This is a genomic window from Flavonifractor sp. AGMB03687, assembly GCF_017811815.1.
In the GTDB taxonomy this organism is placed as follows: Bacteria; Bacillota; Clostridia; order Oscillospirales; family Oscillospiraceae; genus Flavonifractor.
In genome coordinates, this window is the sequence record NZ_JADKZI010000002.1 from 575,969 (window position 1) to 602,144 (window position 26,176).

Below are 26,176 nucleotides of genomic sequence, written 5' to 3' on the forward strand. Positions count from 1 at the left end.
ACGAGGGATACCGCTTGGAGCGGTATCCCTCGTTTTTTCAACACTTGACGGCGCGCCCTTCTTGTGGTATGCTTCTTTTACTCATTTAGTAATTTAGTAAATCACTAAGATTCAGGAGGCTACTATGCAGATCCCAACGAACCTTAAGCATAAGCCGGTCATCGTGGCGGAAGACTACGCCAACATCGACGGCCGCTATGCTTACGACACCGATGCCCAGGGTCTGAGCCTGGGTCTGGCCCAGTGGAACGACCGGGGCCGGGTGGATATCTCCGCCAAGGTGTGGCGGCACACCGGCGAGAAGTGGTCCCGCCAGTCGGAGGAGCTCCCCCTCCACCGGGTGCTGGACCTGGCCATCCTCACCTGTCGGGCGGTTCACTACATCCGGGAGGAGAGCTACCGCTACCCCGCCCTGTACGACCCGGGGAAGCCCCAGATCGACCGGGTGGGGCTTCAGGGGGACGCCATGACGGTGGAGGTGTGCACCGGCAACGACCACATCGACGAGGATATTGCCCTCTTCCGGGACGCTCTGGCTCGGGACGGCGACCTGCTGGGTGAGCGGATGCAGGTGCTGGCCTGCCTGCTGGCGGACCTGGGCTATCACGGCTGAGCAACCAAAAAGAGCCCGCGGCATATGCCGCGGGCTCTTCTTATGTCCGGGTATTCAGATAGGCGTCGATGCCGTTGGCAATGCCCAAGGCAATCTTCTGCTGATAGTTGGGGTCGCACAGCCGGGCCAACTCTCCCGGATGGGTCATGAAGCCGGTCTCCACCAGCACAGCGGGCATGGTGGTCTCCCGGAGCACCTGGAAGTTGGCGGAGGGGGTGCCCCGGCCGATGCCGCCGGTGGCCTCCACGACCCCGGCCTGCACCTGCTTGGCCAAGGCCTCGCCTCTGGTGCTGTTGGGATAGTAATAGGTAAAGATACCCTCATAGTCAGTCCGGTCCAGGGCGTTGCAGTGGATGCTGACAAATAGCTCCGCCCCGGCGGCGTTGGCCATCTTGGCCCGGTCTGCCAGGCTCACCGAGTCGTCCCCCGTCCGGGTGAGCACCACATTATAGCCCCGGTCCTCCAGAATATCCGCCAGCATCAGGGACATGGGAAGGGTCAGGTCTTTTTCCTTTACATCATTTCCATCGGCGTCGGGATAGACCGCGCCGGGCTGATTACCTCCGTGGCCGGGGTCAATGGCAATGGTGATCTTGCTGGGGTCCAGGGGCGGCACCTCCGGCTGCTCCGGCACCTCAGTGACGGATACCCGCACCTGATCGCCGCCGGAGGACACCGCCAGATTTTGAGCGTAGCTGACGCCGGAGGCCAGGTCCAGCACCACCCGCAGGGTGTGGGGATAGCCATATCCCAAATCGTCCCCGTGCTGAGAGCAGCGGATCTGCTCAATGGCGTCGCTCTCCACCTGGAGGGCCAGGTCCTTCCCCACCGCCGGGGCATACACCGCCCCCAGCAAGTCGATGGCTAGCCGGTCACCCAGGTCCACGATGCGGTACTTGGGAGTGTGGTCGGCGGTGATGGTAAAGGTCTGGTCCTCCTCGTCAAAGTCCAGGTCAGTGATCCAGCCCAGATCTCCGTCCTCCGGCTGAGTGGGATCAGGCGTGACCTCGGGCTGCTGGGGCTCCTCCTTGGGAGAGGTGATGGCTACCGTGGCTGTGTCGCCCTGCCATTCCACCTGGGCACCCAGCTGCTCGGAAACGAAGCGCAGGGGTACCATGGTGCTCTCCTTCCCCTCCCACTTGACGCCGCCGGCGGGTACTCCGTCCGGCAGGGCTTCCACCCGGCCGTCCACCAGGGCCGTGGCGCTGCCGGCGGTGAGGACGATGGTGCTCCCCTCCCGCAGAATAACGATCTGCCGGGTCTCGGGCACCCAGGTCACCGAGGCGTCCAGGGCCTCGGAAATCAGACGGACCGGCACCAGGGTGCGGCCGTTCACGCTCCCCGCCGGGTAATAGGCCAGGGCGGGCACATCCTCCGGGATGAGGGGCTCCCCGTCCAGGGTCAGGTTGATCCGGTCAGTCACGGTGGGCGGTCCGTAGCTCTGACTGACTTCATCATAAAAGATAACGGTCATTTTTTCCGTTCCTGCCGCCGCAGCCCCGGGCAATGCGCCCACAAGCAGGGCCAACAGCAGCAGGATCCAGGTCAAGTGTCTCTTCATGCCATGCTCCTCGTCTTTTCTCGTGTTCATTCGCCCTATTCTACCCTATCTTTACCAGACCCGTCAAGAAATCCAGGATAAAATAGTTGACATAAATTTCCCTCTTTAGCCTGATATTCTGCAAAAGTGCTCCAACCTCTTGCACTTGGGAAAAAAAGTTGGTATGATGAAAGATAATTCAAGAGCATCGGAGGGAATCGTATGCTGAACATCACCCGTCAGGGCGTCTACTATAAAAACAATGCCTTCCTGCCTGCCCAGGAGGGCCCCGCCGCCGGTCTGCCCAGTCCGGAGGAAGCCAAGAAGGGCACCATGGCCTATTCCATTCTGGAGGCCCACAACACCAGCGGCTCCATGGACAGCCTCGCTATCAAGTTTGACGCTATGGCCTCCCATGACATCACCTATGTTGGCATCATCCAGACTGCCCGGGCCTCCGGTATGAAGGAGTTCCCGCTCCCCTATGTGCTCACCAACTGCCACAACTCCCTGTGCGCCGTGGGCGGCACCATCAACGAGGACGACCACGTCTTCGGCCTGTCCGCCGCCAAGAAGTACGGCGGTGAGTTCGTCCCCGCCCACCAGAGCGTCATCCACTCCTACATGAGAGAGCGGTACGCCGCCCCCGGCAAGATGATCCTGGGCTCCGACTCCCACACCCGCTACGGCGCCTACGGCACCATGGCCATCGGCGAGGGCGGTCCCGAGCTGGCCCGGCAGCTGCTGCAGAAGACCTACAACATCTCCTATCCCAAGGTCATCGCCATCTACCTCACCGGCGCTCCCATTCCCGGCGTGGGTCCCCAGGACGTGGCTCTGGAGCTCATCCGCTCCACCTTCAAGGACGGCACCGTCAAGAACTCTGTCATGGAGTTCTTCGGCCCCGGCGTGGCTAACCTGTCCATGGACTATCGCTCCGGCATCGACGTCATGACCACCGAGACCACCTGCCTGTCCTCCGTGTGGCCCGCCGACGACACCCTGAAGGACCATCTGGCGGTGCTGGGCCGCGGCAGCGAGTTCAAGCCCCAGGCTCCCGCCGACGGCGCCTACTATGACGGCGTCATTCATGTGGAACTGGACAAGATCCGTCCCATGATCGCCCTGCCCTTCCATCCCTCCAACGCCTACACCATCCAGGAGTTCAAGGAGAACATGGAAGACCTGCTCCACCAGGTGGATGAGGACACCATGCACCAGCTGAAGCTGAAGAGCAAGCCCGCCTCCCTGCTGAACAAGATCGTGGACGGCAAGTTCATGGTGGACCAGGGCGTTATCGCCGGCTGCTCCGGCGGTACCTATCAGAATATCGTCCGGGCGGCCCAGGTGCTGGACGGCCACGCCGTCGGCTCCGACGCCTTCTGGCTGTCCGTCTACCCCACCAGCCAGCCCGTCAACCTGGAGCTGACCCGCCGGGGCTACATTGCCTCCCTCATGGCGGCGGGCGCCTCCATCCGCTCCTGCTTCTGCGGTCCCTGCTTCGGCGCCGGCGACGTGCCCGCCAACGGGGCCTTCTCCATCCGCCACTCCACCCGCAACTTCCCCAACCGGGAGGGCTCCAAGCCCTCCGACGGCCAGGTGTCCTACGTGGCACTGATGGACGCCCGTTCCATCGCCGCCACCGCCCTCAACGGCGGCGTGCTCACCGGCGCCGACGAGCTGCCCAACGCCCCTGTGGATCCCGCCGTGGAGCCCTTCGCCTATGACGACACCCCCTACAAGGCCCGGGTATATTTCGGCGTGGGCAAGGCCGACCCCGATCAGGAGCTGGTTTTTGGTCCCAACATTGCCGACTGGCCCGAGCAGGTGGCTCTGCCTGACAACCTGCTGCTCACCGTGTGCTCCGCCATCTACGATCCCGTCACCACCACCGACGAGCTGATCCCCTCCGGCGAGACCTCCTCCTACCGCTCCAACCCCATTAAGCTGTCCGAGTTCGCCCTGAGCCGGAAGGATCCTCAGTATGTCCCCCGTGCCAAGGAGGTCCTGGCAGTGGAGAAGCTGCGCCGCACCAATCCCGAGGCTCCCGAAGTGAAGGAGGCCCTGATGGGCCACGATCCCGCCAACACCGGTCTGGGCTCCCTGGTCATGGCCCTCAAGCCCGGCGACGGCTCCGCTCGTGAGCAGGCCGCCTCCTGCCAGCGTGTGCTGGGCGGCGTGGCCAACCTGGCCGCCGAGTACGCCACCAAGCGCTATCGCTCCAACGTGGTGAACTGGGGCATGCTACCCTTCATCGCCGAGGACGTAAAGGACTGGAACATCCAGCCCGGCGACAAGCTGTACATCCCCGGTGTGCGCACCGCCCTGGACAGCGGGGCCGACGTGATCCCCGCCGTGCTGCTCCAGAACGGCCGGGAGCGCAGAGTGGTCCTGCATCTTCCCGGCATGACCCGCGAAGAGAGAGACATTGTCCTGGCGGGCTGCCTCATCAATTACTACGCCAAATAAGAGCTGTGGGCGCTGCAACATGCAGCGCCCACCTTTTTAAAAGGAGGATCATCCCATGGTCCCAAAACCGACTCCCCTGCTGCCCACCAAACCCCTGGCCGCCACCAACACCATCTCCGGCTTCCGGGTCCGGCCCGGCCTCTTTCTGCTTAACGGTGCCAACGTGGTGCCCGGCGGGGTCAGCTTTACCATCCACTCCATCAACGCCACCTACTGCGAGCTGTGCCTCTTCCGCCGCACCCAGCAGGAGCCCTTTGCCATCCTGCCCTTCCCGGAAAATTTCCGCATCGGCAACACCTTCTCCATGATCGTCTTTGACCTGGACATCTATGAGATCGAGTACGCCTATCGGATGGACGGACCCAACGACCCGGCTCGGGGCCTGCTCTTCGACAAGACCAAGTACCTGCTGGACCCCTACGCCCGGGCGGTCACCGGCCAGAGCATCTGGGGCAGCAACCAGACCCCCGGCTGCTCCTACCACGCCCGGGTGGTGGAGGATATCTTCGACTGGGGGGATTTCCATGATCCCCACCTTCCCTTCCGGGACATGATCATCTACGAGACCCACGTCCGGGGCTTTACCCAGCACGCCTCTTCCGGGGTCAAGCACCCCGGTACCTTTGAGGGCCTGTTGGAGAAGCTGCCCTACCTGCTGGAGCTGGGGGTCAACACGGTGGAGCTGATGCCTATCTTCGAGTTTGATGAGATGGCGGATGAGCGCATCGTGGACGGCCGCCAGCTGCTCAACTACTGGGGCTACAACACCGTTTGCTTCTTCGCCCCCAACACCAGTTATACCGCCACCCCGGAATTCAACCATGAGGGCACCCAGTTGAAAAAGCTGATCCGCACCCTCAACGAGCACGGCATCGAGGTCATTCTGGATGTAGTGGTCAACCACACCGCCGAGGGCAACGAGCAGGGCCCCTTCTTCTCCTTCAAGGGGCTTGACAACAATATCTACTACATGCTCACCCCCGACGGCAAGTATTACAACTTCTCCGGCGTGGGCAACACCCTGAACTGCAACCATCCGGTGGTACGGCAGTTTATTTTGGACTGCCTGCGCTACTGGGTGGTGGAGTACCGGGTGGACGGCTTCCGGTTCGATCTGGCCTCCATTCTGGGCAGGGACACCGACGGCGCTCCCCTGTCCGAGCCGCCCCTGCTGGAAAGCCTGGCCTTCGACCCCATTCTGGGCCGGGTCAAGCTCATCGCCGAGGCCTGGGACGCCGGCGGGCTGTACCAGGTGGGCTCCTTCCCCTCCTGGAACCGGTGGGCCGAATGGAATGGCAAGTACCGGGATGACCTGCGCTGCTTCCTGAAGGGCGACAGCGGCCTGGCCTGGGCGGCGGTCCAGCGCATCACCGGCTCCGCCGACCTCTATCCCCCCTCCCAGCGGCAGAACGCCTCGGTAAACTTCCTCACCTGCCACGACGGCTTTACCCTGTACGACCTGTACTCCTACGACGTCAAGCACAACGAGGCCAACGGCTGGGGCAACACCGACGGCGCTAACGATAACAACAGTTGGAACTGCGGCGTGGAGGGCGACACGGAGGACCCGGCGGTACTGGCCCTCCGGGACCGGCTGATGAAAAACGCCTTCGCGGTGCTGCTGTGCAGCCGGGGCACCCCTATGTTCCTGGCGGGAGACGAGTTTGCCAATACCCAGTTCGGCAACAACAACGCCTATTGCCAGGACAACGAGATCTCCTGGCTGGACTGGTCCCGGCTGGAAAACCACCAGGACCTGTTCCACTTTGTCTCCCGGATGATCGCCTTCCGGAAGGAACACCCCATCGTCCGGGGAGAGACTGCCCCCGCCCGGTGCGGCTGGCCCTCGGTGTCCCTCCACAACGGAGCAGCCTGGAACGCTAAGATGGATGAGCAGACCCGACAGATCGGGGTGCTCTTCACTGGCCGCAACACGGACGACACCGCCGACGACCTGATCCTGCTGGCGGTCAATGCCCACTGGGAGGCCCACTGGCAGGGCCTGCCCGAGCTGCCCTCCGGCCTGCGGTGGAGTCTGGTGCTCCACACCGCTTGCCCCGATCCCTTCGCCGCCGGAACTCTCTTCAGCGGCAACGGCCTGGAGATGGGCCCCCGCTCGGTGGCAGTTTTCCAGGCGGTGAGCAGCCGCAGCTGATGCCATCCAATCAAAAAGCCCTGTCGGAGATATACTCCGACAGGGCTTTTTCGTTACAGCAGCGGCGCAAAGAGCCGCAGCAGGGTCTGCCACAGCGTCAGCTTTTTCCCCTGGTAATCCTCCGTTACCTCCCGGCACTGGGCGAAGGTATTCAGGAAGTCTGCCCGGATGTCCTCCACCGCGCCGCAGCGGCTGAGGAACACGCCGTTTTCAAAGTGGAGGTACAGGCTTCGGTAATCCAGATTGATGGTACCCACCGCCGCCGTCTCTCCGTCGCACAGCATCATTTTGGCGTGGCAGAAGCCGGGGGTGTATTCAAAGATGCGCACGCCCCGGTCCACCAGGCACCCGTAATAGGACCGGGTCACCTGATATACCAGCTTTTTGTCCGGGATACCGGGGGTGATGATGCGCACCTCCACCCCCCGCATGGCCGCCAGGGTGAGCTCCGAGATAAGCTCGTCATCCAGGATCAGATAAGGGGTAATGATGTAGAACATAGTCCTTTGCCTGCTTGACCATGTTGAGGTAGACCGTCTCCCCGACCCGCTCGTCGTCCAACGGGCTGTCGGCGTAGGGCGCCACGATGCCTCCCTCTTTGGCCTGGTATGGCACCGACGGAAAATAAGGAGCAAAGTCTCCGTCAGTCTCCTTGACGCCGTTCCACATGGTAAGGAACATCACCGTCAGGCTGGGCACCGCGTCTCCCGTCAGCTTCAGCCCTGTATCCTTCCACCAGCCGAAGGGGTGGGTGAGATTGAAATACTCGTCGGCCAGATTGTAGCCGCCGGTAAAGCCCGCCTTGCCGTCAATGACGGTGATCTTCCGGTGGTCCCGGTTGTTCATAAAGATGTTGAGTACCGGCATCAGGGGGTTGAACACCCGGCACTGGATACCCAGCGCCTCCATCCGCTTGATAAAGGCCGGGTTGATAAAGCCCAGGCTGCCCATATCGTCATACAGCAGGCGCACCTCCACCCCCTAGCGGGCCTTCTCGGCCAGGATCTCCTCCAGCCCGTGGAAGGATTGGGAGTCCTCAATGGCGTGATACTCCATGAAAATGAAGTGCTCCGCCTGACGCAGGGCCTCCTTCTGGGCCTCCAGCCCTTCCTCCGCCGTGGCATAGTAGACCACGTCGGTGTTGGCGTAGGCGGGAAAGCCCACCCGGTGAGCCAGATAGCGCAGCTGATTGGCAATCCCGCGGTTCTCCCGCTCCACCTGGGCCAGCACCGCTTCCCCATCCCCCAGCAGACCCTCGGTCCGCTTCTCCAGCCGCTCAAAGCGCCTCCGCATGACCCGGGTACAGTTGGGGCGGCCGAACATCTGATAGATACACAGGCCCATCACCGGGAAAAAGAGGATGAAAATGATCCAGGAGGCCTTCATGGGTCCGGTCATCTGCTTGCCGTACAGATTGAGCACCACCAGGAAGGCCAGCACACTGGTGGCCAGGGAGACCGCATAGTAGTAGTCATTGAGCAGCAGCACCAGGCCCATGATCCATCCCAGCTGGAGCAGTACACTGATCGCCACAAAGAGGGCCCGTCCCATGCTGTTCTTCACCGTCTTTGTCCGGCAGCTGTTCACGCCCATCACCTCCCGTGTTCGGCACATCCGCGCCTCATGGACAGTATAGCCTGTGGGACGGAGAAACGCAACCGCTTCCCCGCCGCTGATTTCCTTCTTTCACAAGGGCATTTGACCTTTTTGCCGAAATGTTGTGAAAGCAGACAAATTTCCCCTTCTGCCCTTGCCAAGCTTCAAAAAATCCGATATTATTTTACACAGGTCATACAAACAGGGAGGTACTGGGATGTCAGCACTGCATTGGCACTACCGCATCGCATGGTCCATCTACGGCACCAACCTGTCTAATCTCAGGGTCTGAATCCATCAGGGCATCCATATACCGGATGCCCTGATTTATTTTTTCTTTCCCTGAAAAATTTTTTGGTTCACAGGAGGGTCTTATGAGCAAGAAGGTAGCTGTCGTTATGGGTTCCGACTCCGATCTGGACACCATGCGCCCCTGCATCCAGCGTCTGCAGTCCTTCGGCATCCCCGCTGAGGTCCGCATCATCTCCGCCCACCGTACCCCCGCCGCCGCTGAGGAGCTGGCCTCCCACGCCGCGGAAAACGGGTTTGGTGTCATCATCGCCGCCGCGGGCAAGGCCGCCCATCTGGCCGGCGTGCTGGCCGCCTACACCACCCTGCCCGTCATCGGGGTGCCCATCAAAACGTCCATGATGGGCGGACTGGATTCCCTGCTCTCCATGGTCCAGATGCCCAAGGGCATTCCCGTGGCCTGCGTGGCGGTGGATGGCGCCGACAACGCCGCAATCCTGGCCGCCCAGATGCTGGCTCTGTCCGACGCGGAGCTGACCGGCAAGCTGGCCGACTTCAAGGCCAACATGGCCGCAGAGGTGGCCGAGAAGGACCGCCACATCACCGAAAAGCTGTAATCAAAGAAAATAAAGATATAAAGGAGTATCACGTCATGGCTTACGAGAAGAAAGAGCAGCTCTACGAAGGCAAAGCTAAGAAGGTCTACGCTTCCAACGATCCTGAGGTTGTCATCGTGTCCTACAAGGACGACGCCACCGCCTTCAACGGCCTGAAGAAGGGTACCATCACCGGCAAGGGCGCCATCAACAACCGCATGACCAACAACCTGATGCGCCGCCTGGAGGAGAAGGGCGTGCCCACCCACTATGTGGAGGAGCTGAGCGACCGGGAGACCGCCGTGAAGAAGGTGTCCATCGTTCCCCTGGAGGTCATCATCCGCAACATCTCCGCCGGTTCCTTCGCCAAGCGCTACGGCGTGGAGGAGGGCATCGTGTTTGACGAGCCCACCATCGAGTTCTCCTACAAGAATGACGACCTGGGCGATCCCCTCATCAACGACTATCACGCCCTGGCCCTGAAGCTGGCCACCAAGGAGGAGATCGAGCTCATCAAGAAGTACGCCTTCGCCGTCAACGACCTGCTGAAGGGCTTCATGAAGGAGATCGGCATCGACCTGGTGGACTTCAAGCTGGAGTTCGGCAAGACCGCCGACGGCACCATCGTGCTGGCCGACGAGATCTCCCCCGACACCTGCCGTCTGTGGGACGAGAAGACCCACGAGAAGCTGGACAAGGACCGCTTCCGTCGGGATCTGGGCGGCGCTGAGGAGGCCTATGAAGAGGTCATGCGCCGTCTGATGGGGGACAAGTAAGGCATGGGCGGTTTCTTCGGCACGATTTCCAAGCGGGACTGCGTCATGGACGTCTTCTTCGGCACCGACTACCACTCCCACCTGGGTACCAAGCGGGGCGGTATGGCGGTGTACGACGCCAAGGCCGGTTTCCAGCGTCAGATCCATAACATCGAGAACACCCCCTTCCGCACCAAGTTCGACAAGGACCTGGCTGACTTCAAGGGCTGTTCCGCCATCGGCTGCATCAGCGACACCGATCCCCAGCCCCTGCTGGTGCGCTCCCACCTGGGCCTGTACGCCATCATTACCGTGGGCATCATCAACAACTCCGATGAGCTGATTGAGCGTTACTTCTCCGACCACGGCCACCAGTTCATGGCCATGAGCTCCGGCAAGGTCAACTCCACCGAGCTGGCCGCCGCCCTCATCAACCAGAAGGACGATCTGGTGTCCGGCATCCGCCACGCCCAGGAGGAGATCGACGGCTCCTGCACCATGCTGCTGCTCACTCCCGACGGCATCATCGCCGCCCGGGACAAGCTGGGCCGCCTGCCGGTGCTCATCGGGCAGAACGACGAGGGCTGCTGCGTCTCCTTTGAGTCCTTCGCCTACCACAAGCTGGGCTACATCGACGCCTACGAGCTGGGCCCCGGCGAGGTGGTCAAGGTTACGGCCCGAGGCTGGGAGACCCTGGCCCCCGCCGGCGACAAGATGAAGATCTGCGCCTTCCTGTGGACCTACTACGGCTACCCCAACTCCAACTACGAGGGGGTCAACGTGGAGGTCATGCGCTACCGCAACGGCGAGATCATGGCCCGGGACGAGGTCCAGAAGGGCCAACTGCCCAAGGTGGACTACGTGGCCGGCGTGCCCGACTCCGGCGTACCTCACGCCATCGGCTTCTCCAATCGCAGCGGCAAGCCCTTTGCCCGCCCCTTCGTCAAGTACACCCCCACCTGGCCCCGCTCCTTCATGCCTGCCAACCAGGCGGCCCGCAACCAGGTGGCCAAAATGAAACAGATCCCCGTGCCTGAGCTCATCGAGGGCAAGAAGCTGCTCTTCGTGGACGACTCCATCGTCCGTGGCACCCAGCTCCGGGAAACCGTGGAATTCCTCTACGAGTCCGGCGCCGAGGAGGTCCACATGCGCTCGGCCTGCCCTCCCATCATGTACGGCTGCAAATACCTCAACTTCTCCCGCAGCAACTCCGACATGGAACTGTTGGCCCGCCGCACCATCCAGGAGCTGGAGGGTGACGAGGGACAGCAGCACCTGGAAGAGTACGCCGACTCCTCTACCGAGCGCGGCCAGTGCATGCTGAAGGCCATCTGTGAGAAGCTGGGCTTTGATTCCCTGGGCTATCAGTCCCTGGACGGCCTGCTGGAGGCCATCGGCATCGATCGCGACAAAATCTGCACCTACTGCTGGACCGGAAAGGAATGACCGGTCCCACCGGTTTCCACGTCCAAGCCCTATACGCAAAGGAAGAAAACTATGGCAAATCTCCATGAAGAATGCGGTGTGTTCGGCATCTCTGTGCCCGGCATGACTCACGCCGCCTCTGTTACGTACAACGCCCTTTACGCCCTCCAGCACCGCGGTCAGGAGAGCGCGGGCATGGCCATCAATGACGATGGCGTCATCACCAGCCACAAGGACGTGGGACTGGTCAGCGAGGTATTCACCCCCGAAATTCTGGAGCACCTGGGCCCCGGCAGCATGGCCGTGGGCCACGTGCGCTACGCTACTACCGGCCGCAAGAGCCGCACCAATGCCCAGCCCATGGTCATCAACCATGTGAAGGGGTCCATGGCTCTGGCCCACAACGGCAACCTGACCAACGCCGCTGAGCTGCGGGAGAAGCTGGAGCTGTCCGGCGCTATCTTCCACACCACCAGCGACACCGAGGTCATCGCCTACACCATCACCGGCGCCCGGCTGAAGGCCCCCTCCATTGAGGAGGCGGTGTCCGCCGCCATGGATGTGATCCAGGGAGCCTACTCCCTGGTCCTCCTCTCCCCCCGCAAGCTCATCGCCGCCCGGGACCCCAACGGCTTCCGGCCCCTGTGCATTGGCACCCTGGACGGCGGCTATGTCTTTGCCTCGGAGAGCTGCGCTCTGGACGCCATCGGCGCCCACTTCCTCCGGGATGTAGAGCCCGGCGAGATCGTGGTGGTGGACCAGAACGGTCTTCGGAGTATCAAGAACCACTGCGGCAAGGCCAAAAGCAGCATGTGCGTGTTTGAGTTCATCTACTTTGCCCGGCCCGACTCGGTGATCGACGGAGCCGGCGTACATGAGGCCCGTGTGCGGGCAGGCGCCTTCCTGGCTCTGGAGCATCCGGTCCAGGCGGATATCGTCATCGGCGTGCCCGACTCCGGCATCGACGCCGCCATTGGCTACGCCCGGCAGTCCGGTATCCCCTATGGCACTGGCTTCATCAAGAATAAGTACATTGCCCGTACCTTCATCGCCCCCGGCCAGAAGAATCGGGAGGACAAGGTGCGCATCAAGCTCAACCCCATCTCCTCCGTGGTGCGGGGCAAGCGGGTGGTCATCATCGACGATTCCATCGTCCGCGGCACCACCTCCGCCCGCATCGTGGGGCTGCTGCGGGAGGCGGGGGCCACCGAGGTCCACATGCGGGTCTCCGCGCCCCCCTTCCTCCATCCCTGCTACTTCGGCACCGACATCGACTCCCGGGATCACCTCATCGCCTGCAACCACACGGTGGAGGAGATCGCCCAGATCATCGGCGCCGACTCCCTGGGCTACCTCAGCGTGGACAGCGTCCACAAGCTGGCCAACGGCTGCCGCTGCACCTTCTGCGACGGCTGCTTCACCGGTCATTACCCGGTACCGGTGCCCGAGGCCCGGGAGAAATTCCGTTTTGAACAGAAAATCGGTCAAACCCAATAATTGAGGAGGTTTCTCCGTATGAAAAATTCCCACTCTGAATCTTACGCCGCCGCCGGCGTGGACGTTACCGCCGGCTACGAGTCGGTGGAGCGCATCAAGCCCATGGTGGAATCCACCTACATCCCTGGCGTGATGGGCACCCTGGGCGGCTTTGGCGGTCTGTTTGCCCCCGATATGGCGGGCATGAAGAAGCCCGTGCTGGTGTCCGGCACCGACGGCGTGGGCACCAAGCTGCGCCTGGCCCAGCTGATGAACAAGCACGACACCATCGGCATCGACTGCGTGGCCATGTGCGTCAACGACATCATCTGCGGCGGCGCCTCTCCCCTGTTCTTCCTGGACTACATCGCCTGCGGCAAGAACGATCCCGCCCGCATCGCCGACATCGTAGCCGGCATCACCGAGGGCTGCCGCCAGGCGGGCTGCGCCCTGGTGGGCGGCGAGACTGCCGAGCATCCCGGCCTGATGGCGGAGGACGACTACGATGTGGCCGGCTTCTCCGTGGGCATCGTGGATGAGGAGAAGATCATCGACGGCAAGGACCTGGCGGTGGGCGACGTGCTCATCGGTCTGGGCTCCAGCGGCGTCCATTCCAACGGTTTCTCCCTGGTGCGCAAGGTGCTGGACGTGGAGAACGCCGACCTGACCTCCCCCATGGAGGAGCTGGGCGGCAAGAGCCTGGGCGAGACCCTGCTCACCCCCACCCGCATCTACGTCAAGACCGTTCAGTGCCTGCTGAAGAACGGTATCCACATCAAGGCCATCAGCCACATCACCGGCGGCGGCCTCTATGAGAACGTACCCCGGATGATGAAGGAGGGCCTCACCGCCCAGATCGAGACCGCCTCCTTCCCCGTCCCCCCCATCTTTGACCTGATCGCCAAGAAGGGCAACATCCCCATGCGGGATATGTACAATACCTTCAACATGGGCGTGGGCCTGATCCTGGCCATTCCCAAGGAAGAGGTGGGCCAGGCCAAGGAGATCCTCTGCCACACCGAAGAGCGGGCCTATGTCATCGGCTCTGTGGTGGAAGGCGATACCGGGGTGGAGCTGGTATGACCCGGATCGCTGTACTGGTCTCCGGCGGCGGGACCAATCTGCAGGCCCTCATCGGCGCCCGTGACCGTGGTGAGCTGGGCGGCGGCGAGCTGGCCGCCGTTATCTCCTCCAAGGCTGACGTCTACGCCCTGGAGCGGGCGAAAAACGCCGGTATTCCCGGCTATGTGGTGGCCCGGAAGGATTATGACTCCAACCGCGCCATGACCCAGGCTCTGGTGGCCAAGCTGAAGGAGCTGAACATCGACCTGGTGGTACTGGCCGGGTTCATGCACATCCTGACGGAAGAGATGGTGCAGGCCTACCCCAACGCCATCGTCAACGTCCATCCCGCCCTCATCCCCTCTTTCTGTGGTGCGGGCTACTATGGCCTTCACGTCCACGAGAAGGCCCTGGCCTACGGGGTGAAGGTTACCGGCGCCACCGTCCACTTCGTCAACGAGGAGCCGGACGGCGGCCCCATCATCCTGCAGAAGGCAGTGGATATCCTACCCGGCGACACCCCCGAGGTGCTCCAGCGCCGGGTGATGGAGCAGGCCGAGTGGCACATCCTGCCTCAGGCCGTGGCGCTCTTCTGCCAAGGCCGTCTCTCCGTGGAGGGACGCATTGTTACCATCAAGGAAGGGGAATGAACCTATGAAAACGCTGGATCTGACTGAACTGCTGCGCTCCAATCCCTATCCCGGCCGCGGCATCGTGCTGGGCCGCTCCGCCGACGACACCAAGGCGGTCATCGCCTACTTCATCATGGGCCGCAGCGAGAACTCCCGCAACCGGGTCTTTGTGGAGACCCCCGACGGCATCCGCACCCAGGCCTTTGATCCCTCCAAGATGACCGATCCCTCTCTCATCATCTACAATCCGGTCCGGGTGTTCGGCGCCTCCACCATCGTCACCAACGGCGATCAGACAGACACCATCCGGGAGGGTCTGGCCGCCGGCAAGACCTTCTCCCAGGCTCTGCACACCCGCACCTTCGAGCCCGACGAGCCCAACTACACCCCCCGCATCTCCGGCCTGGTGAAGAAGGAGGGCGACTATGTCCTCTCCATCCTGAAGAGCGCCGACGGTGATCCCGCCTCCTGCCGCCGCTACTTCTTCACCTATGAGAAGCCCCTGGCCGGTCAGGGCCACTTCATCCACACCTACATGGGGGACGGCAATCCCCTGCCCTCCTTTGAGGGTGAGCCGGAGCAGATCACCATTACCAGCGAGACTCCCCAGGAGTTCGCCCAGCTGATCTGGTCCAACCTGAACAAGGACAACAAGGTATCCCTCTTCGTCCGCTACATCGACCTGATGACCGGCAACTGGGAAACCGTCATCCTCAACAAGCATCAGTAAGAAGGAGGAAGCACAGACCATGACCGAACTGGAGCTGAAATACGGCTGTAACCCCAACCAGAAGCCCGCCCGCATCTTTATGGAGTCCGGCGAGCTGCCCATCAAGGTGCTCAACGGCAAGCCGGGCTACATCAACTTCCTGGACGCTCTGAACTCCTGGCAGCTGGTCAAGGAGCTGAAGGAGGCCACCGGCCTGCCCGCCGCCGCTTCCTTCAAGCACGTCTCCCCCGCCGGCGCCGCTGTGGGCACTCCCCTCACCGACGTGGAGAAGAAGATCTACTTTGCCGAGGACATGGACCTGTCCCCCATCGCCTGCGCCTATGTGAAGGCCCGGGGCGCTGACCGGCTGTGCTCCTACGGCGACTGGGCCGCCCTGTCCGACGTGTGCGACGCCCAGACCGCTCACTACCTGGCCCTGGAAGTATCCGACGGCGTCATCGCCCCCGGCTACACCGACGAGGCTCTGGAGATCCTCAAGACCAAGCGCAAGGGCGGCTACAACGTGGTGGAGATCGACCCCAACTACGTCCCCAAGGCCATCGAGCACAAGGACGTGTTCGGCATTACCTTTGAGCAGGGCCGCAACAACTACGAGATCAACACCGACCTGCTGAACAACATCGTCACCGACAGCAAGGACCTGCCGGAAAACGCCAAGCGGGACATGCTCATCTCCCTCATCACCCTGAAGTACACCCAGTCCAACTCCGTGTGCTACGTGAAGGACGGCCAGGCCATCGGCGTGGGCGCTGGTCAGCAGAGCCGCATCCATTGCACCCGTCTGGCGGGCTCCAAAGCGGACAACTGGCTGCTGCGCCAGCATCCCAAGGTGCTGGGCCTCCAGTTCGTGGACGGCATCCGCCGTCCCGACCGGGACAACGCCATCGACGTGTACATCTCCGACGAGTACGAGGACGTGCTGGCCGAGGGCGTGTGGCAGAACACCTTCAAAGTCAAGCCCGAGGTGCTCACCGCTGAGGAAAAGAATGCCTGGATCGCCACCCAGTCCGGCGTGACCGTGGGCTCCGACGCCTTCTTCCCCTTCGGCGACAACGTGGAGCGCGCCCGTAAGTCCGGCGTGTCCTACATCGTGCAGCCCGGCGGCTCCATCCGGGACGACCATGTCATCGCCACCTGCAACAAGTACGGCATCGTCATGGCCTTCACCGGCATGCGGCTGTTCCATCACTAATTGGCGCATCGCCTGATATCAACGAAAACGAGGTATAACGCTATGAAAGTTCTCGTCGTAGGCGGAGGCGGGCGGGAGCACGCCATCTGCTGGAAGCTGTCCCAGAGCCCCCATGTTACCCGGCTCTACTGCGCCCCCGGCAACGGCGGCATTGAATCCATCGCCCAGTGCGTTCCCATTGCCGCCACCGACGTGGACGGCATGGTAAAGTGGGCCAAGAGCCACGCCGTGGATTTCGTGGTGGTAGCTCCCGACGATCCCCTGGCCCTGGGCATGGTGGACGCCATGGAGGCGGCGGGCATTCCCGCCTTCGGCCCCACGGCGGACGCTGCCATCATCGAGGCCAGCAAGATCTTCTCCAAGAACCTGATGAAGAAGTACAACATCCCCACGGCCAAGTATGAGACCTTCACCGACATGGATGCCGCCCTGGCCTATGTGGAGGAGCAGGGCGCTCCCATCGTGGTGAAGGCCGACGGCCTGGCTCTGGGCAAGGGCGTCATTGTGGCCCAGACCGTGGAGGAGGCCAAGGAGGCTGTCCGCTCCATGATGAGCGACCACCGCTTCGGCGACGCCGGGGCCAAGGTGGTTATTGAGGAGTGCATGACCGGTCCCGAGGTCACCGTGTTGGCCTTCTGCGACGGCGAGCACCTGCTGTGCATGCCCTCCTCCCAGGACCACAAGCGGGCCTATGACGGCAACCAGGGCCCCAACACCGGCGGCATGGGTGCCATCTCCCCCTCCCCCAACTACACCGCCGCCGTGGCCATCCAGTGCATGCGGGACATTTTCATGCCCACCGTGGCCGCGCTGAAGACGGAGGGCCGTCCTTTCAAGGGCGTCATCTACTTCGGTCTGATGATCACCCCCGAGGGCCCCAAGGTGGTGGAGTACAACGCCCGCTTCGGCGATCCCGAGTGTCAGGCCGTCCTCTCCCTGCTGGACTCCGACCTGATGGAGATCTTCGCTGCCTGCCGTGAGGGCCAGCTCAACAAGATGGACATCCGCTGGAAGCCGGGCGCGGCCTGCTGCCTGGTGCTGGCCTCCGGCGGCTATCCCGGCAGCTATCAGAAGGGCTACCCCGTCACCGGCCTGGACGAGGCTGGCGAGACCGCCGTGGTCTTCCACGCCGGCACCAAGCTGAACGACAACGGCGATATCGTCACCAACGGCGGCCGTGTTCTGGGCGTCACCGCCACCGGCGACAACCTGGACGCCGCCATTGATGCAGCCTACGCCTCCGCCAAGCATATCCACTTCCAGGACATGCACTTCCGCACCGACATCGGTCGCGTGTAATGCTCGATTCCATCAAAAAAGGCCGCCTGTCTGTGACAGGCGGCCTTTTTTCATACTCATTATGGACTTATGAGGTTCAGTTCCCGCCGAACTCGTGGAAGAACCGGTCGTGGATGACCTGGACAGCCCGGTCAGCCTCAGGCATATCCACCAGCACGGAGACCTTGATCTCGCTGGTGGCGATCATATTGATGTTGATGCCAGCGTTGTAGAGGGCCTCGAACATCTTGGCGGCCACGCCGGGGTTATGGATCATGCCGGCGCCCACGATGGACACCTTGGCAATGGAGTCGTTGACGTCGATGTGATCGAAGCCCAGCGCGCCCTTGTGGGCCTCCAGGCTCTCCTTGGCGCGGTCCATATCCTGCTTGCCCACAGTGAAGCTGATGTCCTTGGTGTTGTTGCGGCCGATGGACTGCAGGATGATGTCCACGTTGATCTTTTCCTTGGCCAGCAGGGAGAAAATCTTAAAGGCGATACCAGGCTGGTCGGCCAGACCCACAACGGCCAGACGGGCCACGTTCTTGTCGCAGGCCACCCCGCTGACGTGCATTTTTTCCATGGTTTTTGCAACCTCCTTGACTTTGGTGCCGGGCTTGCCGGAGAAACTGGAGAGGACCTCCAGGTTGACGCTGTAGCGCTTCGCCATCTCCACGGAGCGGTTGTGGAGCACCTGGGCTCCCAGGGTGGCCAGCTCCAGCATCTCGTCATAGGTGATCTCATCCAGCTGGAACGTGCCGGTGACATGGCGGGGATCGGCGGTAAACACACCGTCCACGTCGGTATAGATCTGGCACAAGTCGGCCCGCAGGGCGGCGGCCAGAGCCACAGCCGAGGTGTCGGAGCCGCCCCGGCCCAGAGTGGTAATGTCGTCATACTTGTTCAGGCCCTGGAAGCCGGTGACGATGACGATGGCCTTCTTGTCCAGCTCAGCCATCACGCGCTCGGTGTCCAGCCGCTTGATGCGGGCGTCGCCGTAGACGGAGTTGGTGCGGAACCCGGCCTGCCAGCCCGTCAGAGAGACGACGGGATAGCCCATAGCCTCAATGGCCATAGCACACAGGGAGCAGGAGATCTGCTCGCCGGTGGACAGGAGCATATCCATCTCTCGCTTGGAAGCATTGGGGTTGATCTCGGCAGCCTTGGCGATCAGGTCGTCGGTGGTATCCCCCTGGGCGGAGAGGACCGCCACCACGCTGTGGCCGCGGCGGTAGGTCTCCGTGATGATGCGGGCCACGTTGCGGATGCGGTCTGCATCAGCAACGGAGCTGCCGCCAAATTTTTTTACGATGAGTCCCATTGGCGTTTGTACCCCCTAAATCAGGTGAAATCTCTTATGGCATCCTATGCGCTCAGTCCAGTACCCGGAACAGCGAACAGGGCTTCAGACCGGACAGCTTCTCCTCCAGAGCCCCGCGGGTCATGGGCGTGGTGAGGAAGGCAAACTCGTTCTCCGGCGCACCGGCCCGGGGCAGCAGCGCACAGTCGGGGAAGGCGGCCTTCACGTCCTCCAGCTTCCCCTCCACCCGGACATACCAGGCGCTCTCCAGATTGGTAGGCGGAACAGCCACATCGTCGCCGCCCTCCGACCAGAACATCCGCTTCTTCTCGTCCTTATGGCGGGCCGCGTCAATGACGTCGGCCACCACGGCGGAAGCGGTGGGCAGCTTACCGGCGCCCCGGCCGTAGAACATCACGTCGCCGATGGCATTGCCCTTGACGGCGATGGCGTTGAACACGTCCTCCACGCCGGCCAGGGGATCCTCCACGTCCACCAGATGGGGGGCCACATAGGCGCACACCTTGCCGTCGTCCTGATGGATGGCCCGGCCCAGCAGCTTGATCTTCTTGCCGCAGGCATCGGCATAGGCCACATCGGCCAGGCTCACGCCGGTGATGCCCTCGGTGGGTACCTGGCTGGGATAGACGTGGCGGCCAAAGGCCAGAGAGGACAGGATGCAGATCTTCCGGCAGGCGTCGTGGCCCTCGATATCGGCGGTGGGGTCCTGCTCGGCGTAGCCGTTCTGCTGGGCCTCCTTCAGGGCGGCCTCAAAGCTGAGCCCGGCACGGATCATCCGGGTCAGGATATAGTTGGTGGTACCGTTGAGGATACCGCAGATCTCCTCGATCTCGTTGGCGGCCAAGCACTGGTTCAGGGGGCGGATGATGGGGATACCGCCGCCCACGCTGGCCTCAAACAGATAGCTGACGCCCTTCTCCTGGGCCAGCTTCAGCAGCTCACAGCCGTGCTCGGCTACCAGCTCCTTGTTGGAGGTGACCACGCTCTTGCCGGCAGCCAGGGCCCGGCGGGTAAAGTCCAGAGCCACCTTGGCGCCGCCGATGGTCTCCACCACGATGTTGACCTCGGGGTCGTTCTCAATGATGCTGAAATCATGAATGACCTTATCGGCAAAGGGGCTGTCAGGGAAATCCCGCACGTCCAGAATATACTTCAGCCGGATCAGGTCATCTACTTTTTTGTCAATATGGCTGCCGTTGGTAGCCAAAACCTCCGCCACGCCGGAGCCTACCACGCCAAAGCCCAAAATCGCTACGTTTACCATATGGATGCCTCCTTGCTCCAAAGGGCTCATTTACCCTGATATCACTTCGCTCCGCAGCACGCCTTCCACCTTCAGCAGCCGCTCCAGCAGCTCCTCCATGGGAATCTGAAGACCGGAGGTCTCCGCCCCGATGGTTACCGCCGCACAGCCGCTGACCGGAATGGCCTGATTGATGGTGAGAATATTCCCGCCGGTGGTGGCAAAAATATTCAGGACCGCGGACAGAACGCCGGGCTCATCCTTCAGCACGATCTGGAAGGTGACGATGCGCCCGTGCAGCATGTCGTTGAAGGGCCGCACCGCGTCCTTATACTTGTAAAAAGCGCTGCGGCTGATGCCCACCCGGCGCACGGCCTGGTTGACAGCTCCGGCCTCGCCGGTCTCCAGCAAGCGCTTGGCTTCCGCCACCTTCAGAAAAACCTCCGGCAGCGCACTGGCTTCCACAATGAAGTAGGCTGGTGCCTTGCCCATTCTATGGACCTCCTCCTGTCCTTGACAGAAAAGCATTTGTTTCTGTATTGTGGTCCATTTTAGCACATTGAAGTCCCCGCCGCAAGGGCCAACTTCCTCCTGCCTGCCGATTTCCGCCTTGCTTCTCCCCCTGTTTTTCGTCAATTTATACATATTTTAGGAAGGAGGGGTCATTTTGCAGGAGGACAGGTACCTGCGGGGGGTGATCCGGCTGCTGTGGGTGGGGCTGATCCTGGCCGCTCTCTGGGCCGGGCTGCGCTGGCTGCTGCCGCTGGCGGCCCCCTTCTTACTGGCGGCAGTACTGGCCTGGCTAATGGAACCGGCAGTCCGCTTCCTCTCGGTCCGCTGCCGCCTCCCCCGCCGTCTGGCGGCGGTGCTGTGCACTTTGGCGGCAGCCGGACTGGCCATAGGCGGGGCGGCGCTACTGCTGTGGCGGCTGTGGTATGAGCTGACCCAGCTGGCCGGGCGGCTGCCCGCCCTGCTGGCGGAACTGGATGGACTGGCCCAACAGGCGGAGAGCTGGCTGTACCGCCTCTTTGTTGCCCTGCCCGACCAGCTGCGGGAGCCTGCCCGTCAGGCTGCCGAGGCCCTGGGTCAGAGCCTGCTGGCCCTGCCGGGCTGGCTGGGGGAAACGGTGACGTCCCGGGCCGTCCAGGGCCTCTCCGGCCTGCCCTCGGCGGGGCTGTTCCTCTTTACCGCTTTTCTGGCCGCCTACTTCTTCAGCGCAGGCAAACCCGGCCTGCGGGCTGCCTTTGCCCAGCTTCCCTCGCTGTGGCAGACGCGGCTGGGCCGCTGGAAGCAGGTGACGGTCCAGGCCATGGGGGGCTGGCTGCGGGCCCAGGGCCTGCTGGTGCTGGCCACCTTCGCGCAGGTGGCGGTGGGTCTGCTACTGCTCCGGGTGGAGCCAGCCATCCTGCTGGCCGGACTCACAGCCCTGGTGGACGCCCTCCCCATCTTTGGCAGCGGCGCTGTGCTGCTTCCCTGGGGCCTGTGGGCCCTGCTCAGCGGCGATTATACCCTGGGGCTGGGCCTGTTTGCCCTGTACGGGCTGGTCACCCTGGTGCGCAGCCTGCTGGAGCCCCGGCTCGTAGGACAGAGGGCGGGTCTTCCCCCTCTGGCAGCTCTCATCAGCATGTACGCGGGGTTCCGTGTCTTCGGCGTGGCCGGGATGATACTGGCCCCTCTGGCGGCCGTGGTGGCCTGGCAGCTGTGGATGGACCAATCGCAAAAAGGGACGGCCACCAGGCCGTCCCCTCGTTCAGAGCCGTCAGATCCTCACGAATGATCCAAGCAGAAAAAGGTAAAATCGCCCAGAGCCAGCAGGCTCCCCGCCTCGTCCCGGATCTCCACCGTAGTCTGGCAGGTGGTTCCTCCCCGATGGCGGACCGTGGCCAGAGCCGTTACCCGACCGTGGTCGGCGGAACGGATGAAATCAATTCCGCCGTGGAGGGTCACGTAACGCCGTCCATCCGCCCGGCAGGCACAGCCGTCGGCGCAGTCAGCCAAGGTGTAGTAGGCGCCGCCGTGGAGTCTGCCAAGGGGATTTAAACTGTCCGGACCGATCTCCAGCACAGCCTCTCCCTCCTGCTGCTCTGTGAGCCGGACCTGGATGCCGTTATGTTCGGCAAAGGCGTTGGGGAGCGGCGTAAATCTCTCGTCAATCATGGCAGCCACCCTTTTACGCCAGGACGATGCGGCCCTGCTCGATGGCCTCCACCGTAGCCAGAGCCTCTACCCGGATGCCCATGCGGCGCAGCACCCGTCCACCTTCCCGCATGGACTTCTCAATGGCCACGCCCACGCCGGCCACTTCCCCGCCGGCCTTGGACACCAGCTCCAGCAGGCTGAGCATAGTCTGACCGTTGGAGAGGATGTCGTCCACCAGCAGGACGTTGTCATCCTCCGTCAGATATTTCTTGGACACCCGCAGGGTATAGGACTTTTCCAGAGAAAAGGAATGGGTCTCGGCGGAATATACATCGGGGTCGATGTAACCGGTCTGGAATTTTTTCGCGTAAATCACCGGCACACCCAGGGCCTTGGCGGTAAAGCAGGCCAGCGCGATGCCGGAGCTCTCGGCGGTGAGCACCTTGGTAACATGCCCGCCCCGATAGCGCTTGGCCAGGGCGGCGCCCATCCGCTCCATCAGGTCCATATCCATACAGTGGTTGAGGAACATATCTACGTGGATGATGTCGCCCTCACCCACGACCGCATCGCTGAGGATGCGTCGTTTCAGTTCTTCCATGTTTTCCTCCTGCGCATATTGACGCGGTTTCTGAAATACAAAACTGATTATATCCCATTTTATGCCGGGCTGCAATATTGACAAGCGCACAAAAATAAGGTATTCTATACATTACCGTGTCGCGCGGTCTGCGCGGGCACTTCTATAGTATGCAGCGGTATCGAAGTGGTCATAACGGGGCTGACTCGAAATCATGTTTCCACTTTGGAAGTCCAAACTGCCGAAAAGCCAGTAACCATGCGGGTTTGCGGGCAAGTTCAAATCGTGAATTGGGGTCTGTTCTATCCTGTTGTTCTTCCCAATTTCCACGGCTTGAATTTTGCAGGAAAAAGGCTATAATGAGAGTGGTCATCTGACGGCCACTTTGAGAGGTGCGTTTTGGGGTTCCGTAGTTACCGCTATCGTCCCTGATTTACCGTCATCATCCAAGCTGGAGTCATGATTCGAAATCAGGTTTCCTATGCGGAGTGCCAAACGGCTGAAACCCTTGGAACCATGCGGGTTCCAGCCGAGTTCAAATTGAATAATGTTGCTTGTTCTATCCTGTTGTTCTTCCCGATTTCCACCGGCTGAATTGGTCGGCGGGTCGGGACCAGGGATATAACATAAATTTGGAGATGTACCCAAGCGGTTGAAGGGTCCGCACTCGAAATGCGGTAGGTCGGCTCAAAACCGGCGCGAGAGTTCGAATCTCTCCATCTCCGCCATGAGGTCTGCCAGCGAAAAGCTGGTAGACCTCTTTCCTTTTTATGGAGAAACCGCCGATAGGTTTTGCAGCATGGGCGCCACAATGTCCTGCTCAATGGCTGCGGCGGATTGTTTTTTCGTGGCATATTGCAGATGCCCGTAAATATCCACCGTTGTTGAAATCTCACTGTGTCCCAGCCATTCTTTTACCTGTTCCATCGGAACACCGTTGGCCAGCAAAAGCGAGGCACAGGTATGGCGAAGATCGTGGAAACGAATGTGCCGTAAATTGTTCTTGGCAAGCAACTTCCCAAAGGTCGAGGACACATAGTTGGGTTTAATGAGATTGCCAATCACATCGACACAGACATATCCCAGATATTCTTTGTTGTAGGCGCGCCCGCACAGCTTGCGATTTTCTTCCTGCTGTTTCTTGGCCTCCAGCAAAGTACAGTTTACAAGGGACTACACAGGGTAGGTATCTGACGGGAGGGGTTCCACCCGTCAGATTTTCCATGTGATATTCAAGCTGTCGCTTGTGGCGGCTATGGTGGTAATCATCAAGTCTACCACCCGCCGCTTGTCATCAAAGGATATATTCTCCCAAGTGTCGAGGTAATCGGAAATCTGGCTGATCTGTTCCGGGCTGATGGCTTCCACCGTCAGCTCCGCTATCCTCGCCAAAAGTTCCTGCTTGCGCCCGTCCAGTTCCGCTATCTTCACATTCACATAGGAGAGCAGCACATTGTTTGCGCCCGTCAGACTGTCCATCAGCTTTTCAATCTCGCCGTCCACATGGGCAAGCTCCACTTGCAGGGCGGCAATTTTAGGGTTTGCCTTTGCCGCTTTCTTTCTGCCTGTCAGCGTCTTGTAGCTTGCCAGTTTCTTTACCATCTGCTGATAAACAACCGTTTCCAGTTCCGAAGTGATGATTTTCCCGCACCCGGCACAGCTTTTATTGTCCAGCCGTTTTGTGCAGCGGAGATATTGCTTCCCCACAGGATTGTTAATGCTCATAAGGGCATACCCGCAGTTCCCGCACTTGATTTTTCCCGCCAGCCATGTGTGGGTGGCTTTTCGGGCAGACTGGATTTTCATGTTGTTCATCAGCTTCTTGCGGCAGGTCAGCCAGATGTCGGAGGGGACAATGCCCTCATGGGGAGCCAGTACCAGCATTTGGTCTTTCAAGTCGTTCTTTTTGCTGGGCTTCACATCCCGCCCTTGATACAGATAGCAGCCGTTCATGCCAGTAAAATCGGAAGCGTCATTGACAATGACCGTCCCTTGACTTTTGAAAAATTCGTACACATCAAGGTCTGCCTGCACATAGACAGGATTGCGTAACATCTGCGCCAGCGTGGGGCGTATCAGCTCTTTGCCATGGAACAAAATGCCCTGTTCGGCAAAGTACCGGGTAATGTCCCCGTAGGAGGTAGTGGGCTGGGCGTACATCTCAAACATCAGCCGGATATTTGCCGCTTCGTCTGGATTTACCACCAGCTTTTTTGTGTTGATACCGTCCATCTTAATCGGCTCTGTATGAAAGCCGTAAGGGGCTTTCCCACCCATCTTGAAGCCTCGCTGGCTGCGGGAATAGTAAGCGTCCGTCACCCGCTTCTGTATCGTTTCCCGTTCAAGCTGGGCGAACACGATACAGATATTCAGCATCGCCCGCCCCATCGGGGTGGAGGTATCAAACTTTTCCGTAGAGGACACAAACTCCACATTGTGCTGTTGGAACAGCTCCATCATGTTGGCAAAGTCCAGAATAGAACGGCTGATACGGTCGAGTTTGTAAACCACGACCTTTGCAATCAAGCCCCGCTTGATGTCCCGTACCAGTTCTTGAAACTTCGGACGGTCTGTGTTTTTGCCGCTGTACCCTTTGTCTGTGTATTCCTTGCAGTTACCGCCTTTCAATTCATATTTGCAAAATTCAATCTGGCTTTCAATGGAAATGCTGTCCTTTTTGTCTACCGATTGTCTTGCATAGATTGCGTCTATTCGATTGTTCATATTGTCGCTCCTTTTCTTAAAAAAGAAACGGAGCTGCTGACAGTTTTATTATACCGCCAGCAGCCCCGCAAATCAATGATGGCTTCGGAAAACCTTATGCCCCGGCTTCCTCACTCTGCCGTTTGTCGGCATACTTGCGGAACACCTCATAAAGCTGCTGTTCCAGCTCCCGGCGTTTTGCCGCTTCCTGCTCCAGCGTGAACACCGGGGAGAGATTTTCCAGCGTGATTTCCTTTCCCTGAAAAGTCACGACTTCGGTTTCTTTCTTGTATCTGATATGCTCCATAGTACCTCCTACAATAATAATTACGGTTTAAGGCGCGGCCGCCAGCCGCGTCTTTTTCCATCTCAAAGCCGAAGCTGTTAGAATGAGAGAGTAAATGGCCTGACAGTGTGTACCT

General features: G+C 61.0%; 25 protein-coding genes and 1 tRNA gene. 14 read left to right on the forward strand and 12 right to left on the reverse strand.

Features of this window, described 5'->3' with window-relative positions; all coding sequences use genetic code 11:
• The first annotated feature begins 124 nt into the window (after positions 1-124).
• On the forward strand, positions 125-613 hold the full coding sequence (locus tag J9789_RS06305) for a DUF6530 family protein (RefSeq protein WP_209343656.1): 489 nt from the start codon (positions 125-127) through the stop codon (positions 611-613).
• Between the two features lie 40 nt (positions 614-653).
• On the opposite strand, the gene J9789_RS06310 is transcribed toward J9789_RS06305, so the two are convergent.
• Positions 654-2,174, reverse strand: coding sequence for an N-acetylmuramoyl-L-alanine amidase family protein (locus J9789_RS06310; RefSeq protein ID WP_209343658.1), 1,521 nt, complete (start codon positions 2,172-2,174; stop codon positions 654-656).
• 201 nt (positions 2,175-2,375) lie between these two features.
• Between J9789_RS06310 and J9789_RS06315 the strand changes: the two genes are divergently transcribed.
• Both J9789_RS06315 and J9789_RS06320 read left to right on the forward strand, forming a co-directional pair.
• Positions 2,376-4,622: a hydratase gene (locus J9789_RS06315; RefSeq protein WP_209343661.1), complete on the forward strand. Its 2,247-nt coding sequence runs from the start codon at positions 2,376-2,378 to the stop codon at positions 4,620-4,622.
• Between the two features lie 55 nt (positions 4,623-4,677).
• A complete protein-coding gene (locus J9789_RS06320; RefSeq protein ID WP_209343663.1) occupies positions 4,678-6,777 on the forward strand; it encodes an alpha-amylase family glycosyl hydrolase in 2,100 nt (699 codons plus the stop codon).
• A gap of 53 nt (positions 6,778-6,830) precedes the next feature.
• On the opposite strand, the gene J9789_RS17380 is transcribed toward J9789_RS06320, so the two are convergent.
• From J9789_RS17380 to J9789_RS17390, 3 genes are read right to left on the reverse strand one after another with little or no spacing between them, the layout of a single operon-like run.
• A complete protein-coding gene (locus J9789_RS17380) occupies positions 6,831-7,277 on the reverse strand; it encodes a phospholipase D-like domain-containing protein (RefSeq protein ID WP_348633639.1) in 447 nt (148 codons plus the stop codon).
• Complete coding sequence (locus J9789_RS17385; RefSeq protein WP_348633640.1) at positions 7,240-7,749, reverse strand: hypothetical protein; 510 nt, start codon at positions 7,747-7,749, stop codon at positions 7,240-7,242. The genes J9789_RS17380 and J9789_RS17385 overlap by 38 nt, the downstream gene beginning before the upstream one ends.
• Positions 7,750-7,758: 9 nt before the next feature.
• Positions 7,759-8,391, reverse strand: a complete 633-nt coding sequence (locus J9789_RS17390; RefSeq protein WP_348633641.1) for a PLDc N-terminal domain-containing protein — start codon at positions 8,389-8,391, stop codon at positions 7,759-7,761.
• A gap of 356 nt (positions 8,392-8,747) precedes the next feature.
• Here J9789_RS17390 and purE point away from each other — a divergent pair, with 356 nt between their 5' ends.
• From purE to purD, 9 genes are read left to right on the forward strand one after another with little or no spacing between them, the layout of a single operon-like run.
• Entirely contained in the window at positions 8,748-9,239 is a 492-nt protein-coding gene (gene purE / locus J9789_RS06330) for a 5-(carboxyamino)imidazole ribonucleotide mutase (protein ID WP_209343665.1), read from the forward strand.
• A gap of 35 nt (positions 9,240-9,274) precedes the next feature.
• The gene (gene purC, locus J9789_RS06335) at positions 9,275-9,994 is read left to right on the forward strand and encodes a phosphoribosylaminoimidazolesuccinocarboxamide synthase (protein WP_087338283.1); all 720 of its coding nucleotides are present in this window, start codon (positions 9,275-9,277) and stop codon (positions 9,992-9,994) included.
• 3 nt (positions 9,995-9,997) lie between these two features.
• Positions 9,998-11,419 (forward strand): amidophosphoribosyltransferase, encoded by a 1,422-nt coding sequence (locus J9789_RS06340; RefSeq protein WP_209343667.1) that lies wholly within the window; start codon positions 9,998-10,000, stop codon positions 11,417-11,419.
• Positions 11,420-11,470: 51 nt separating this feature from the next.
• Complete coding sequence (purF, locus tag J9789_RS06345; RefSeq protein WP_209343669.1) at positions 11,471-12,895, forward strand: amidophosphoribosyltransferase; 1,425 nt, start codon at positions 11,471-11,473, stop codon at positions 12,893-12,895.
• An 18-nt stretch (positions 12,896-12,913) separates the two neighbouring features.
• A complete protein-coding gene (purM, locus tag J9789_RS06350; RefSeq protein ID WP_209343671.1) occupies positions 12,914-13,957 on the forward strand; it encodes a phosphoribosylformylglycinamidine cyclo-ligase in 1,044 nt (347 codons plus the stop codon).
• Complete coding sequence (gene purN / locus J9789_RS06355; RefSeq protein WP_209343673.1) at positions 13,954-14,586, forward strand: phosphoribosylglycinamide formyltransferase; 633 nt, start codon at positions 13,954-13,956, stop codon at positions 14,584-14,586. The genes purM and purN overlap by 4 nt, the downstream gene beginning before the upstream one ends.
• A 4-nt stretch (positions 14,587-14,590) precedes the next feature.
• Positions 14,591-15,298: an IMP cyclohydrolase gene (locus J9789_RS06360; protein WP_209343675.1), complete on the forward strand. Its 708-nt coding sequence runs from the start codon at positions 14,591-14,593 to the stop codon at positions 15,296-15,298.
• Entirely contained in the window at positions 15,291-16,490 is a 1,200-nt protein-coding gene (locus tag J9789_RS06365; protein WP_348633645.1) for a phosphoribosylaminoimidazolecarboxamide formyltransferase, read from the forward strand. The genes J9789_RS06360 and J9789_RS06365 overlap by 8 nt, the downstream gene beginning before the upstream one ends.
• 42 nt (positions 16,491-16,532) lie before the next feature.
• Entirely contained in the window at positions 16,533-17,789 is a 1,257-nt protein-coding gene (gene purD, locus J9789_RS06370; protein WP_209343679.1) for a phosphoribosylamine--glycine ligase, read from the forward strand.
• A gap of 76 nt (positions 17,790-17,865) precedes the next feature.
• Here the strand turns inward: purD and J9789_RS06375 are convergent, their stop codons facing one another.
• The 3 genes from J9789_RS06375 to J9789_RS06385 are packed head-to-tail and all read right to left on the reverse strand — an operon-like array spanning position 17,866 to position 20,824.
• Positions 17,866-19,089, reverse strand: a complete 1,224-nt coding sequence (locus tag J9789_RS06375) for an aspartate kinase (RefSeq protein ID WP_209343681.1) — start codon at positions 19,087-19,089, stop codon at positions 17,866-17,868.
• A gap of 52 nt (positions 19,090-19,141) precedes the next feature.
• The gene (locus J9789_RS06380) at positions 19,142-20,353 is read right to left on the reverse strand and encodes a homoserine dehydrogenase (RefSeq protein ID WP_209343683.1); all 1,212 of its coding nucleotides are present in this window, start codon (positions 20,351-20,353) and stop codon (positions 19,142-19,144) included.
• Positions 20,354-20,383: 30 nt separating this feature from the next.
• Positions 20,384-20,824 (reverse strand): ACT domain-containing protein, encoded by a 441-nt coding sequence (locus tag J9789_RS06385; RefSeq protein ID WP_209343685.1) that lies wholly within the window; start codon positions 20,822-20,824, stop codon positions 20,384-20,386.
• Between the two features lie 175 nt (positions 20,825-20,999).
• Here J9789_RS06385 and ytvI point away from each other — a divergent pair, with 175 nt between their 5' ends.
• A complete protein-coding gene (gene ytvI, locus J9789_RS06390; protein ID WP_209343687.1) occupies positions 21,000-22,109 on the forward strand; it encodes a sporulation integral membrane protein YtvI in 1,110 nt (369 codons plus the stop codon).
• Here ytvI and J9789_RS06395 read toward each other — a convergent pair.
• Both J9789_RS06395 and J9789_RS06400 read right to left on the reverse strand, forming a co-directional pair.
• Entirely contained in the window at positions 22,100-22,489 is a 390-nt protein-coding gene (locus J9789_RS06395) for a PaaI family thioesterase (protein ID WP_209343689.1), read from the reverse strand. The two genes, ytvI and J9789_RS06395, sit on opposite strands and share 10 nt — an antisense overlap.
• A 13-nt stretch (positions 22,490-22,502) precedes the next feature.
• The gene (locus J9789_RS06400; protein WP_209343691.1) at positions 22,503-23,072 is read right to left on the reverse strand and encodes a xanthine phosphoribosyltransferase; all 570 of its coding nucleotides are present in this window, start codon (positions 23,070-23,072) and stop codon (positions 22,503-22,505) included.
• A 613-nt stretch (positions 23,073-23,685) separates the two neighbouring features.
• Between J9789_RS06400 and J9789_RS06405 the strand changes: the two genes are divergently transcribed.
• Positions 23,686-23,779: transfer RNA gene (locus J9789_RS06405), tRNA-Ser, on the forward strand.
• 40 nt (positions 23,780-23,819) lie between these two features.
• Here J9789_RS06405 and J9789_RS06410 read toward each other — a convergent pair.
• The 3 genes from J9789_RS06410 to J9789_RS06420 all read right to left on the reverse strand — a co-directional run bounded on the left by J9789_RS06410 (position 23,820) and on the right by J9789_RS06420 (position 26,061).
• Entirely contained in the window at positions 23,820-24,206 is a 387-nt protein-coding gene (locus tag J9789_RS06410) for a site-specific integrase (RefSeq protein ID WP_055180122.1), read from the reverse strand.
• 57 nt (positions 24,207-24,263) lie between these two features.
• On the reverse strand, positions 24,264-25,775 hold the full coding sequence (locus J9789_RS06415) for a recombinase family protein (RefSeq protein ID WP_209343693.1): 1,512 nt from the start codon (positions 25,773-25,775) through the stop codon (positions 24,264-24,266).
• A gap of 94 nt (positions 25,776-25,869) precedes the next feature.
• Entirely contained in the window at positions 25,870-26,061 is a 192-nt protein-coding gene (locus J9789_RS06420) for a hypothetical protein (protein ID WP_025483966.1), read from the reverse strand.
• Positions 26,062-26,176: the final 115 nt, after the last annotated feature.